Origin of the sequence: Nostoc sp. FACHB-190 (genome assembly GCF_014696905.1) — a bacterium.
GTDB lineage: Bacteria > Cyanobacteriota > Cyanobacteriia > Cyanobacteriales > Nostocaceae > Nostoc_B.
The window spans coordinates 1-13,692 of record NZ_JACJQW010000037.1 but is presented as its reverse complement, the minus strand read 5'-3'; the positions used below and the strand labels follow the sequence as shown (position 1 = coordinate 13,692).

The following is a 13,692-nucleotide window of genomic DNA, read 5'->3' as shown; positions in this document are numbered from 1 at the left end:
AATACAGGTAACTTTTTAATCATTGTATGTATAAACTAGAAATAAAAATAGATGGAAATTTCGTGAATAACTTTTATCCTGGTTCCATCTATGATTTAGTTTTTCTGGACTTAGAATTTTGGCCACATTACATAAACGGTAAAACGATCCAAAGAATCTATGGATACACTATTACTCGCCTAATGAAGTCTAGTAAGAAACAATATATAAAAATTAAATTTTTAGAATTTGAATTTGAAGAAGAAGAACTTATTAAAGAGATAATGCAAGATATTTATATATTAAAAGATAAAATTTTTATTGGATTTAATATCAAAGACAGTGATCTAGTTACACTACGAAATAGATTAATTACATTATCTTTACCCTCAAATGTCGAAAAAATAAATGTATTTGATTTTATAAAATATTCTCAATCAAAAGAATATAGAGGTTTAAACGGATTATTTGAATATCTAGGAGTAAAAGTAAATAAAACTATTGACGGAAGTTTTTTTCATAAAAAAGCTAAAAAAGTATTTTTGAAGAAACAAGGTTGGATAAATATTTTATTAAATATGTTTGAATATTGTTTAGAAGATGCTGCTGGTTATTTTGGAATTGTATCAGCTTGGAGTAATAAGTTTCCTCAAATAACCAAAGATATGATTAAAAGCGAATTAATAAATTCTTCTTTAAATGAGGAAAAATTAATAGTAGAATTAATAAATAAAAATGTAGAAATATTTTCCTCAGACATCTTACAGCCTTTTTCAGTTCAGCTTGTCAGTAATCTTAAGGTAGCAGAACTGGAAGCTTTAATTACAAAAATAGTACAAAAGGTTATTAACGAAGAAATACAAAAGCTAAAACATGAATATTTGCTAACTCAAATAACTGAGTATATACAGTATTAGTTAGATGTAGGTTGGGTGGAGGCGTAAGCTTGCATCTTCGCAGCAAAAAAAATTAATATTTGCGCCGTAACCCAACACCAAATAACCTTGATTTCCACCTGATAGATTTTTGTTATGAGCATTGATATCATTTGTTGGGTTACACTTCGTTTCACCCAACCTACAGGGGAGTTGTTTATCTAGAAAAAGAGGACGTGATGCTTTGAATTGCATAATTTATAATGGAATTATAGCCATACTCATCAGTTTAGGACTTAAAGTTATTTATAATGCTGCAAATCATCAAAGCAACCTGTACCAACGGTGAACTTGTTTTAAATGAAAAACTCAGTTCCGAATTAGAAGGTAAAACCCTACAAATTATGATTATTGAACGTAGCGAACCTAATCAAGATCATCAAGCATCAAAAATACAGCAATTTTTAGCACGAGTTAATAACTACTCTTTCCAACTCCCCGCAGATTATAAATTTAATCGAGACGAAATTTATGAAAGATAAAATTTTTCTCGATACTAACCTCTGGATTTATCTCTATGCTAAAAATCCGCCTGAAAAATCCCAACAAGTTGCAGAAATCATTAAACATAATTATTCATCTTTGCTAGTTAGCACTCAAGTATTAGGTGAATTATTTCATGTTTTAACGAGAAAAAAATTCACATCTACAACAGATGCCACCACTATTATATCAGATATAGTTAATACCTTTCCAATTCTGGCAATTAACACAACAGAGGTTATACAAGCATTAGAAATCAACAATAAATATAGCTACTCTTATTGGGATAGTTTGATTATATCTACAGCTTTATTAAGTGAATGTTTCATCATTTACTCAGAAGATATGCAACATAATCAGTTAATAGAAAATAAATTAAGAATCATAAATCCATTTGTTTGAGATTTTTATATGACATTGGTATACATAATTACGGTAGGCAATAAAGATAAAGAAATTTTACAAAAATTACTGCCAAAAAATCTGACTCAAGATATTCAATTTATAGCGGGTGAAAGCTCTTATGGTGCGCGTTCTTTAGCTAGTTCATTGCTTGCGACTCGAAACACACCTGTTGCTCTTGTCTTAGATGCAGATACAGATAACGAATCTCAAATATGGGAAAGACATGATTTAATTAACTATGCACTAAATCAAGCATCACCAGGGATTCCCTATCAAATCTTTTTTGCAGTTCCCGAAATAGAAATTGTATTTTTACAAGATAAATCATTAATTGAAAAAATAGCACAACGCAAATTTAATGATTTAGAATGGCAATTAGCCAAAATCAACCCTAAAGATTTTTTAGAGATAGTATTTGGAAAAGGTGAACAAATAAATGCAAAAATATTTGACAACATCACAAATACAGAAATAAAAATATTACAACAACATCCATTAATAGAATCAATAATTGCTTTTGTCGCATCTCTGATTCCATCTTCTGCAGTAATTAATTAATCACCCGTTTTGAACAAAAAATATTCTGGAAAACCCAGATTTATGTGTTGGGTTTCACTTCGTTTCACCCAACCTACAGTGGAGTATTTTTTATCTGGAAAAAGAGGAAGTGATGCTTTGACTTGTACTAGAGGACGTGAAGCAGCATTTTGATGAAATTTGCAATTCGTGACCTTCGACTTCGCTCAATCCCGCCTCGGAATCAATTCCGAGTCTCATAGTGCAAGTCCTCTCAAGAGGACTCAACAATAAATTTATTCCAGTCCACTGAAGTGGACTTTGGCTATTAGCCTGGAACTTTAGTTCTCGGCGGGAATGGCTTCAATATAAAAATCATCGCAAAAGCTGTTTCGGCGACAGTAATGATTGCCTTTACGAATCTACACCAAAAAAGCGATCGCGGGAGTTTTCCGAAATTTGTGACTTTCACTCCTAAAATGCGATCGCATTACATCCAAATCTTACTCATTTAATATAATCCCTTCACCCACTGCCATTCTTGTGTTAACCCCTCCCGCAGCGACACTTGTGGCTGATACCCTAAAATTTTCTGTGCTTGGGATATATCCGCCGCCGTGTGGCGTGCATCTCCCATTGCTTTTTCAATGTAGTTTTTCTTAATCGGCTGACCGACAATTTCCGCCATTGTATCTAACACTTCAGTTAACACAACTCGGCTACCACCACCAATATTAAAAATTTTCCCCACAGCTTCTGCTGCACTCGCCGCCGCCAAATTTGCCGCCACAACATCACTCACAAACGTAAAGTCCCGTGTTTGCTGTCCATCCCCATAAATCGGAATGGCTTCATCTTGCAAAATAGCCTTGAAAAACTTATGAAATGCCATATCTGGGCGCTGTCTCGGCCCATAAACTGTAAAATAGCGCAATGCCACAATCGGCACATTAAAATTCTTCTGATATAGTCCACATAACCTTTCTGCGGCTAACTTGGTAATCCCATAAGGCGAAACTGGATGGGGACAGATACTTTCGTGGGTGGGTAAAGTTTCCGCATCACCGTAAACACTGGATGTAGAAGCAAAAACTAATCTTTTCAGATGTTTTGCATCCTTAGCTGCTTCTAATAAAACTTGTGTCGAATTGATATTCCGTTCAGTATAAGCACGGAAACCGTCACCCCAACTCGCCCTAACTCCGGCTTGGGCTGCTTGATGATAAATAATTTCTACATCTTGGAGTAAATTTTGCCAATCTAAAAACTGAATATTTCCTTCAATTAATTTAAAGTTAGACCAGCAGTTTAAAAGAGCAATGTTCTTACGTTTTAATATCGGATCGTAGTAATCATTAAACTCATCAATCCCAATTACTTCTTCTCCTTGTTTTAGCAGTACTTCTGCAACATGAGAACCAATAAAACCTGCTGCTCCCGTCACAATAATTTTAGCCATGTTCCCTCTTTAACCGTTTTTTGATATTTCCCTGATTGCGATATTCACAGGTTAATACTTATCTTGTATAAACGTCATCATTTAGCAGTAATGTTTAAATTAATCATGGAAATATCGCAGAATTACTTAGGTATATTTATTGAGATTTCCTGATAATAATTTAATTTTCAACCTAGTGGCTAGTATCACTACACAGCCAAAGAGTTACTTTTGCCTTGTTGTAATAGTGCGATCGCATCTGGCATATTTTTCTGTAGGGTGTGTGACGCAATGAGACAATTTGAACGTAGTCATCAGATTTATAACGTCACACACCAAGCACCAATTGTGACACTTATGTAAGTCCTGTAATAAGTGCGATCGCATCTGGTGTAGGTTAGGTGAAAGTAGAACCCAAAGCATTCACAGTCCCCAACCTCACACAGAAGGGAGTACTTTGTAAAGATTAGTAACAGCACAATTTTGTTGCGTAAAATCCACCGCCAAAGGAAGATACCAAAATAGATATTCCCTATTGGAGTGCTTGGAGTGCTAGATGAGCAATGATTTCTCTCTCACAGACGATGCTATTAACCAAGAATTACAACAGCTAGTTTATGAAGTCAGGCGCTATCCAGCCAATAGTAAAAATCCCCAAGACAGAGCAAAACGACGTATAGCTTTAAATAAGCTGATCAATGCTATTCGCTGTTCTGGAAAACTGAGCAAGCAAGGTCAGTGGATGGAATCACCCAACTATGAAGATTATTACCATGAAGCATTACAAATTACATTTGTCGAAATTTGTCAAAAAATTGAACAATATAACCCTGAATATCCCGTGATGGTATGGGTAAATATTATTCTTGCTCGACGAATTTCTGATGTCGCTAAAAAAGACCAAAAAAGAGGGATTACTCAGCTTCCCAAACATCAAAAAGTTGCCCCCGTCCTGGCTTTAGATGAACTCAACAAAGATGTGCCTATAGAAAATGAGATATATTCTGAGCAACAACAATTAAAAGAAGTTATTGAAAATGATCCTGAGAATATTTTAAAAGACGACTATATTCATGGCTATCCCCAAGCAAATTTAAAAGCAATTCTACTTTTAGTGTTAGAAGGAAAGCGATGGAAAGATATTTCTGAGGAATTGGGTGTATCAATATCGACAGCTTCTAGTTTTTACCAGCGACGGATGCGTAAAACTATTACTTACTTAAAGAAATATATATAGAAGCTGAATAAACTGATCATGCAAATTGGAGAAATTTATTTATGAATAGTATCACTGATCAACTAACTTTTAGCGTCACCCTATCTACTAAAGCTCATACTATCGCTCAAGAATATAGCCAAGGTATTGCTAACCCTGAGAAGCGACAACATATTTATCTAAATACTTTAGCTGTGTATGCTGTAGAGTATTATCTTGAGTGTATGGGATTTGAGACTGATTGGCAGGGAAGTGATAGTTGCGATCGCCTGACAATTCAACTGATGAATGTAGCAGATTTAGAAGTAAAAACTCTCGGTAAATTAGAATGTCGACCAGTTTTACCAAACACAGAAATTTGTGAAATTCCGCCAGAAGTTTGGCAGGATAGAATTGGTTATGTTGCTGTACAATTCAATACTGAATTAACAGAGGCTACAATTTTAGGTTTTACATCCCAAGCCCAAGCCGAAATTTCTCTGAATCAGTTGCAATCTTTAGAAGATTTTCTTCTTTATTTGAGTGAATTAGAAATAGCCAAATATCCCCAGCACAAAGAATCATCAAATTTAGTAAAAATTGGTCAATGGCTAGATGGGTTTGTCGATGCAAGCTGGCAAACTATTGAGCATCTATTAAACCCGCAACAATTGGGATTATCTTTTAAGAATGCTGTAACCATAACACGGGGACAGAAAATTGATTTAGGAATGCAGCTAGATCAGATTTCTGTAGCATTGGTAGTCAAACTTGCTGCGGCTTCTGAAGGGGAAGTTGATATTTTAACACAAGTCTATCCCGTAGGAAATTATGTTTTACCTCAAGGAGTAAAATTAAATATTCATGATGAATCAGGAGAAAACATTTTAGAAGTAATATCGAGAAAAGAAGATAATTGGATTCAATTAGAGTTTAGTGCCGAACTAGGAGAAAAGTTTCAAATTATCGTAACTTATGGAGATTCACAGCAAACCAGATTATTTGAAGTTTAATCATAACTCCTCTCCGCGCCTCTGCGTGAAATTTATTAACTCTCTTGTCACAACAAAATAATATGAAAAAAAACATTATCTTAGTTACTTCATTACTTTTACTATCCTTCCCCAGTTTTGCTATTAAAACCTCCTCTTATGCTGTTGCTAAAGCAGATAACTCTACTTGTGAAATCAAAGCAGAAAACGGAGAAACAGGAGAATATTCAGAACAACAACTAAAAACCCTAGCAAGTCAGATTACAGTCAGAGTAATAGGAGATAACAACGGCGGTTCAGGAACATTACTAGGTAAACAGGGAAATACCTACCTAGTGCTGACAAACTCTCACGTAATTCGTGGAGTTAAAAACATTAACTTGCAAACATCTGATGGTAAAACACATACAGCACAAATAGTTCCCAACACCAACTTTGAAAAATTTGACTTAGCCTTATTACAATTCCAAACAAAACAAAACTACTGTCTCCAAGAAATAGCCAATTTCCTCCCCAATACCGATACACCAGTCATAGCGGCGGGATATTCTGCTGCAAAAAGCGAGATAGTATTCCGTACAGGTACAGTGCAGAAAATCTGGGATAGACCACTCAAAGAAGGCTATCAAATCGGTTACACCAGCGACATCGAACAAGGAATGAGTGGTGGTGTCATTCTCAATGCTGTCGGACAAATCATCGGAGTAAATGGTAAAAGTGCCTACCCAATCTTAAATACAGGTTATGTCTATCCTGACGGTTCACGTCCTAGCGATGCACAAATTCAGCAAATGCGTCAACTCAGTTGGGGAATCCCTATTTCTACCTTCTTAGCCCAAGTCAACAATCAAATATTAACAGCTTATTCCTTACCCTTACCAAAATCACAACCGGATGTACCCACAACCCAATTAACCGGATGGTTAGGAGAATTAGAACAAAAAGCCAAACAAATCAGCGTCAGAATTGATAGCAATAGTAACGCTAATGGTTCAGGAATCATTATTGCTAAAGATGGAGATACATACACAGTATTAACAGCCGCCCACGTTGTCTGTGAACGAGAAGATGCAACCCAGCCATGTGGTAACTTTAGCTATCAAATTCTTGCACCAGATGGCAAACAATATCCTGTAGATAAACGCACAATTAAAACAGAATCGGGTGTAGATTTAGCCGTAGTTAAATTCACAGCACCTAATCAGAATTATCAAGTTGCAACCCTGGCTAATTATAGTCTTAACACTAATGACTATGTATTTACGCCTGGCTATCCCCGACTCGGAAATAATTCTCCTTGGCGGCTGACAATGGGGCAGATTTTAGAAAGAGAACAAGGATTAATATCTGTCAAACAATCAGATTTTCAAACTAACATCTCTGGTAGATTACAAAGTGCCAGTTTCTTAACTGGAGGTTATGAGTTAGTTTACACCAGCATCACCTATGGCGGGATGAGTGGTGGGGCTGTATTAGATTCCCAAGGAAGAGTAATTGGAATTCATGGACGTGCGGAAGGAGAAGAAGCCTTTGATGAACAAACCGGAGATAGGGGTAGTAGTGGAGGAAAAGTTCAACTAGGCTATAGTTTAGGCATTCCCACCAGTACATTTTTAGGGTTAGCAAGCAGATTTGGTGTGCAAGCACAAAAGGTAGAAACTCATACTGCACCGCCACTACAAGAAACACAAATCAAGTCTATTCAAGCAGCGATATTATCAACAGATATTTCTAAAGGCAATGCCACAGCTAGTCAATGGATAGAAAGAGGAAATCAACTCTGGCGGTTAAATCGTTATGAAGAAGCAGCCAAAGCATTTGATGAAGCCATCAAGCTAAAACCTGCATTTGTTTATTTAGCTTATTATGGTAAGGGTTTGGTATTAGGAGCGAATCGAAAATATCCAGAATCTATAGCTGCATTAGAGTCAGCCACTAAACTCAAACCTGACTATGTAGCTGCTTGGGAAAGACTAAGTATAATCTATCGTCAATCCAAACAGCCAGACAAGGCATTAGTAGCAATAGAAAAAGCAATTCAACTCCAGCCAAAAAACCCAAACCTTTATCATGAAAAGGCGAATGTGTTAAGTAGTTTAAAACGATATGTAGACGCAGAAGCAGCAATAAATAAAGCAATTGAACTTAATCCCCGCGCTGCATTTTACACCAGTCGAGGTCTTATTTATCATGACCAGAAAAAATGGGAATTAGCTCTGGCTGACTACAATCAAGCTATTAGAATTAATCCTGATAATGCTCTTGCCTACAACAATCGGGGTAATCTTTACTATGAGCATAAAAAATGGGATTTAGCTCTGGCTGATTATAACCAAGCTCTGAAGATTAATTCTAATTCTGCTTATGCTTACAACAATCGGGGTATTATTTACCATCAGCAGAAGAAATGGGAATTAGCTCTGGCTGATTATAACCAAGCTATTAAAATTAATCTTCCTGATTTTGCTGATGCTTACAACAATCGAGGTGGTCTTTACAAAGAGCAAAAAAAATGGGATTTAGCTCTGGCTGACTTTGATAAAGCTATTAAGCTTAATCCTGATTTTGCTGAAGCTTATTACAATCGTGGTAATATTTACTACAAGCAGAAGAAATGGGAATTAGCTCTGGCTGATTATAGCCAAGCTATTAAGGTTAATCCTAATTTTGCTGGTGCTTATAACAATCGGGGTAATCTTTACAAAGAGCAAAAAAAATGGGATTTAGCTCTGGCTGATTATAACCAAGCTATTAAGATTAATCCTAATTCTGCTTATGCTTACAACAATCGGGGTATTATTTATAAAGAGCAAAAAAAATGGGATTTAGCTCTGGCTGATTATAACCAAGCTATTAAGATTAATCCCGATTTGGCTGATACTTACAATAATCGAGGTAGTCTGTACAAGGAGCAGGAAAAATGGGATTTAGCTCTGGCTGACTTTGATAAAGCTATTACGATCAATCCTGATTCGGCTAATCATTACTATAATCGTGGTCTTTTTTACAAAGCACAGAAGAAATGGGAATTAGCTCTAGCGGATTTCACCGAAGCTATTAATAAAAATCCTAATGATGCTGAGGTTTATAACCATCGAGGTACTCTTTACTACAAGCAGGAGAAATGGGATTTAGCTCTGGCTGATTTGAATCAAGCGATTAAGATTAATCCTCAGTATGCTAATGCTTACAACAATCGGGGCTTTATTTATTTTTATCAGAAGAAATGGGATTTAGCTCTGCCTGATTTTAACCAAGCTATTAAGATTAATCCTAATTTTGCTGATGCTTACGCAATGAGAGGATTTGTTTACATTAGTCTCGGAGATAAACAAAAAGCTATTCAAAGTTTACAGCAAGCAGCCCAACTTTTGCAGGCTCAAGGAGATAATGCTTTCTATGAAACTGTTATGAGCTACTTACAACAGTTACAGCAATAAGGCGATCGCATTTTGCAGGCTCAAGGAGATAATGCTTTTTATGAAACTGTTATGAGCTACTTACAACAGTTACAGCAATAAGGCGATCGCACCTTACCCCATATTAGACCCAAGGGCGTAGCCAGTCGCAGACATCACCCATCATAAATATAAAGTTTTGTAACAAGTTTACATTTCTGCGTAAAAACCACAGACTGATGACGAAACCCAAGTAGAAGCAACCAAATCATTCGACTATAGACACAGCCAACTTTAGCTCTCAGGGTTTCCCATCTCCAGCAGTGGATTCTGTTCCTAACATCGACTCAGTAATCAAAAACCAAACCCCCCAGCCCTCTCTGACAGGTGTAGGTTTTGTACGTTCTGCCCCAAAAACCTTGATTTAGGGTGTAGGGGTGTAAGGGTGTGAGGGCGATGGAACTCTGATTAAATCGTGATTTTTAGAGTCGCTACTCATCACTCTGTTAAAAACCTACGCTTGTGAGGGTAGGGGGAGAGGTTCTTTCAAGATTACTGAATTGGTGTTCTAGCCAAATTTTGACAAACTGCACTCAATCTTTCGCATTTACACGGATGCAAAAGTATTAAAATTTGATAAAGAAACATTCTTTGCTCATATTTCCATTGTGGGATTTTTATTCCTGTAACAATACATATATCAGGCGATGATGAACAACGGATTCTTTAAATTGCTAACTTTTGTGCTGTCTACCATAGTGGCTTTTATAGGCGTAGTCGGCGTTAGACAGCTATTACCTAGTGACGCACAAAATAAAACACAACAGGAAAAACCATCCAAGACTACGTTAGCGCAAACATCACAAGAGTTAGAAGCGAACCAAGTTTGCGAACAAGCCAGCAAAGCTGTTGTGACAGTAAAAGACGGTAAAGGACACGGTAGCGGCTTTTTAGTGAGTCAAGACGGATTAATTATTACCAATGCTCACGTTGTCGAAGGTAGTCCCAGCGTCGTCACAGTAGTTTTTCAAGATGGTCAGCAAGCTCCCGCAGATGTGATTGGTTTTGCTCATGGAGGCGTAGATTTAGCCGCATTAAGAATCCAAAACCGCAAAAATCTACCGCATCTGAATTTAGCTCGTCCAGGTTCAGCCAAAGTTGGTTATCGTGTCTTTGCCATTGGTAGTCCTTTAGACCCAGAGAATCGAGATACTTGCACTCAAGGCCATATTAGCCGGATTCGAGAAGAGGGCATCGTTCAACATACAGCCAGCACTAATCAAGGTAACTCTGGGGGGCCTTTATTGAATAGTCAGGGAGATGTGATTGGTGTGAATACCTGGGGAGCTACAGCACCAGTTTATGATAAAGAAGGTAATGTAATTGCTCGCACACCCAGTGGTACAGGGATTAATTTAGCTCTTCCTGTCAGCAACGTCCAATCTTTTATAGCAGACATACAGAATCGACGAGTTGCTAGTCAATCTACCTTAGAACGTAGACAAGAACCGACAATAGCCAATATTACACTCAATGGTCAAGTAATTGATGGCAGTTTAACAACAGGCGATCGCACTCTTAAAGACGGTAGATTTGTTAATCTCTATCAATTTCAAGGTCGAGCTAACCAACAAATAGTTATTGACATGAAAAGTCAGAAGATTAATTCATATCTCACTTTATATCAAGTAAATGGATCTTCTGAAGATAGCGAAGTTATCAAAATAGCCGAAAACGATGATCGAGGGCCTAATGATTTGAATGCTCAGATTGCCACCACTTTACCAGCAGATGGATTTTATTTCATAGTTGCCAGTTCTAACGAACGAGGAGAAATGGGTAACTACAGTTTGCGTGCCGCATCATACCCTTAATTGAGCATTCGGGAAAAACTTTTTCTGTTGTTTCCTCTATTTCTTACCTTTCTACTGACTTAGAAATTGCAAAGAGCAGAAGTATGAAAAAACAAGAATTATTCATCGGGTTAGGGCTAACAGTAGTCACATCATTAAGTAGTTTAGTGATGAGCATATCTCCTAGTTTCAGCCAATCAAATTCTGCTACATCTCAACCTGATAAAGTTACCTTCTTTTGTCAGCCAATGTTTGATGCAGCCAGTGGTGAGAGAATAACTGCCACAGTAGCTTGGGTTCCTGAAAGGAAAGGTAATGTACATTTCATTGCTTGGCAATCCGGGTTTAATAGAAGTGGCTGGACACCAGAACAACGCTGTCAAGAAGTTACAAAAAACTTTCAGAAACTTTATGATCAAGGTCGTTTAAATTACTTATCTCACGGAAAGCGCAACGGCAATTCTGTTATCTGTGCCTTTGCTAGTTCAAGAGAAACTTGTAATGCTACTAATCAGCTATTTACTGTTAAAAACGTCAGTGATCCGAGGCAAGTAATACAAAAAATGATGAACATTTCAGAAGGTAAAAATAACGATGCGATTTTCCAAAGTTCAGGTGATAAATTATATATTTCCGTGACCAAAATTTTGAATAATTCTCCTCTCTTGAAAAATCAATAGTTTCCTATCGGGTGGGTTACGGCTTTGCTCAACTCACCCGAATTAATATTTCATTACCCTCCAATAATTAGCTAGTAGGCTTATGCAAGGAAAACCAACACCAATATCTATTTTGAGTTACTGAGATTAATTTTGGGTTTCGCTGTTGCTCAACCCAAGCTAAATTTCTACTAGGGACTTGGTATTGGTAAAAATTTTTCTGTCATCTCCTCTATCTCTTTTTTTGCCATTTACTTATCAATTTCAAGGAGCATAACTATGCAAAAACAAGCATTATTCATCGGTGTCGCCCTAACCCTTGTTACATCTTTAACCAGTTTTGTTGTGAGCCAATCTCCTAGTTTCAGCCAATCCAATTCTGCTAAATCTCAAACAGGTAAAGTGACATTTTTTTGTCAGCCGATGTTTGATGCAGCCAGTGGGCAGAGAATACCTGCCACAGTAGCTTGGGTTCCTGAACGAAAAGGTCATGTACGTTTCATTGGATGGAAATCAGAATACTTTAATAGAAGTGGCTGGACACCAGAAAAACGCTGTCAAGAAGTTACAAAAAAATTCCAAGAATTTTATGCTCAAGGTCGTTTAAATTACCTATCCTATGGAAAGCGCAACGGCAGTCATGTTATTTGTGCCTTTGCTAATTCAGGAGAAACTTGTAACGGCACAAATCAGCTATTTACTGTTAGATCCGGTAGTGATCCAAGGCAAGTAATACAAAGACTAATGGACATTGCAGAAGGTAAAAGTGCCGAGCCAATTTTCCAAAATTCAGGTGATCAATTATATATTTCCGTGACCGAAGTTTTGAATAATTCTCCTCTGTTGAAAAATCAATAGTTGACTATTGGGTGGGTTATAGTTTTGCCCAGCCCACCCAAATTAATATTTCACACTTGAAAATAATCAGAATTTATTGTTCATTAATATGAATAAAAAATCAGCAATTATTACTTCATTAATTGTCTTAGCATCTTCTAATCTTAGTGCTATAAGCCTATATCCATTAATAACAAAAGCAGCAATAGAAACGGCATCATGTCAAATCAAAGCAGAAAACGGAGAAACAGGAGAATATTCAGAACAACAACTAAAAACCCTAGCAAATCAGATTACAGTCAGAGTAATAGGAGATAACAACGGCGGTTCAGGAACATTACTAGGTAAACAAGGAAATACCTACCTAGTGCTGACAAACTCTCACGTAATTCGCGGAGTTAAAAACATTAACTTGCAAACATCTGACGGAAAAACACATACAGCACAAATAGTCCCCAACACCAACTTTGAAAAATTTGACTTAGCCTTATTACAATTCCAAACAAAACAAAACTATTGTCTCCAAGAAATAGCAAATTTCCTCCCCTATCCCGATACACAAGTCATAGCGGCGGGATATTCTGCTGCAAAAGACGAAATAGTATTCCGCACAGGTACAGTGCAGAAAATCTGGGATAGACCACTCAAAGAAGGCTATCAAATCGGTTACACCAGCGACATCGAACAGGGAATGAGTGGTGGTGTCATTCTCAATTCTGTCGGACAAATCATCGGGGTAAATGGTAAAAGTGCTTACCCAATATTAAATACAGGTTATGTCTATCCTGACGGTTCACGCCCTAGCGATGCACAAATTCAACAAATGCGTCAACTCAGTTGGGGAATCCCGATTTCTACCTTCTTAGCCCAAGTCAACAATCAAATATTAACAGCTTATTCCTTACCCTTACCAAAATCACAACCGGATGTACCCACAACCCAATTAACCGGATGGTTAGGGGAATTAGAACAAAAAGCCAAACAAATCAGCGTCAGAATTGA

At 37.0% G+C, this 13,692-nt stretch carries 13 protein-coding genes; 11 read left to right on the top strand and 2 right to left on the bottom strand.

The genetic code is table 11. The features are described 5' to 3' along the window. The first annotated feature begins 26 nt into the window (after positions 1-26). On the top strand, positions 27-896 hold the full coding sequence (locus H6G28_RS28515; protein WP_190675996.1) for a hypothetical protein: 870 nt from the start codon (positions 27-29) through the stop codon (positions 894-896). Here the strand turns inward: H6G28_RS28515 and H6G28_RS28510 are convergent, their stop codons facing one another. Continuing rightward, a complete protein-coding gene (locus tag H6G28_RS28510) occupies positions 897-1,109 on the bottom strand; it encodes a hypothetical protein (protein WP_190675994.1) in 213 nt (70 codons plus the stop codon). Positions 1,110-1,165: 56 nt separating this feature from the next. Here H6G28_RS28510 and H6G28_RS28505 point away from each other — a divergent pair, with 56 nt between their 5' ends. Genes H6G28_RS28505 through H6G28_RS28495 form a run of 3 tightly spaced genes read left to right on the top strand, consistent with a single transcriptional unit; the run spans position 1,166 to position 2,360 of the window. Next, positions 1,166-1,396 carry a hypothetical protein gene (locus H6G28_RS28505; RefSeq protein WP_190675992.1) on the top strand — a complete coding sequence of 77 codons (231 nt, stop codon included), beginning with the start codon at positions 1,166-1,168 and terminating at the stop codon, positions 1,394-1,396. After that, positions 1,386-1,799 carry a PIN domain-containing protein gene (locus H6G28_RS28500; protein ID WP_190675990.1) on the top strand — a complete coding sequence of 138 codons (414 nt, stop codon included), beginning with the start codon at positions 1,386-1,388 and terminating at the stop codon, positions 1,797-1,799. Before H6G28_RS28505 ends, H6G28_RS28500 begins: the two co-directional genes overlap by 11 nt. 9 nt (positions 1,800-1,808) lie before the next feature. Beyond that, the gene (locus H6G28_RS28495; protein ID WP_190675988.1) at positions 1,809-2,360 is read left to right on the top strand and encodes a hypothetical protein; all 552 of its coding nucleotides are present in this window, start codon (positions 1,809-1,811) and stop codon (positions 2,358-2,360) included. Between the two features lie 469 nt (positions 2,361-2,829). Here H6G28_RS28495 and H6G28_RS28490 read toward each other — a convergent pair whose 3' ends face one another. Further along, positions 2,830-3,777, bottom strand: a complete 948-nt coding sequence (locus H6G28_RS28490; protein WP_190675986.1) for an NAD-dependent epimerase/dehydratase family protein — start codon at positions 3,775-3,777, stop codon at positions 2,830-2,832. A gap of 535 nt (positions 3,778-4,312) precedes the next feature. Between H6G28_RS28490 and H6G28_RS28485 the strand changes: the two genes are divergently transcribed. The 7 genes from H6G28_RS28485 to H6G28_RS28455 all read left to right on the top strand — a co-directional run. Further along, positions 4,313-4,993: a sigma-70 RNA polymerase sigma factor region 4 domain-containing protein gene (locus H6G28_RS28485; protein ID WP_190675984.1), complete on the top strand. Its 681-nt coding sequence runs from the start codon at positions 4,313-4,315 to the stop codon at positions 4,991-4,993. 41 nt (positions 4,994-5,034) lie between these two features. Next, positions 5,035-5,964: a DUF1822 family protein gene (locus H6G28_RS28480; RefSeq protein WP_190675983.1), complete on the top strand. Its 930-nt coding sequence runs from the start codon at positions 5,035-5,037 to the stop codon at positions 5,962-5,964. 62 nt (positions 5,965-6,026) lie between these two features. Then, positions 6,027-9,383, top strand: a complete 3,357-nt coding sequence (locus tag H6G28_RS28475) for a serine protease (RefSeq protein ID WP_190675981.1) — start codon at positions 6,027-6,029, stop codon at positions 9,381-9,383. A 665-nt stretch (positions 9,384-10,048) separates the two neighbouring features. Then, the gene (locus H6G28_RS28470; protein WP_190675979.1) at positions 10,049-11,215 is read left to right on the top strand and encodes a serine protease; all 1,167 of its coding nucleotides are present in this window, start codon (positions 10,049-10,051) and stop codon (positions 11,213-11,215) included. A gap of 83 nt (positions 11,216-11,298) precedes the next feature. Then, the gene (locus H6G28_RS28465; RefSeq protein WP_190675976.1) at positions 11,299-11,874 is read left to right on the top strand and encodes a COP23 domain-containing protein; all 576 of its coding nucleotides are present in this window, start codon (positions 11,299-11,301) and stop codon (positions 11,872-11,874) included. A gap of 258 nt (positions 11,875-12,132) precedes the next feature. After that, complete coding sequence (locus tag H6G28_RS28460) at positions 12,133-12,711, top strand: COP23 domain-containing protein (RefSeq protein ID WP_190675974.1); 579 nt, start codon at positions 12,133-12,135, stop codon at positions 12,709-12,711. Positions 12,712-12,799: 88 nt separating this feature from the next. Then, the coding region (locus H6G28_RS28455) for a S1 family peptidase (RefSeq protein ID WP_190675972.1) at positions 12,800-13,692 on the top strand (893 nt) is incomplete at its 3' end.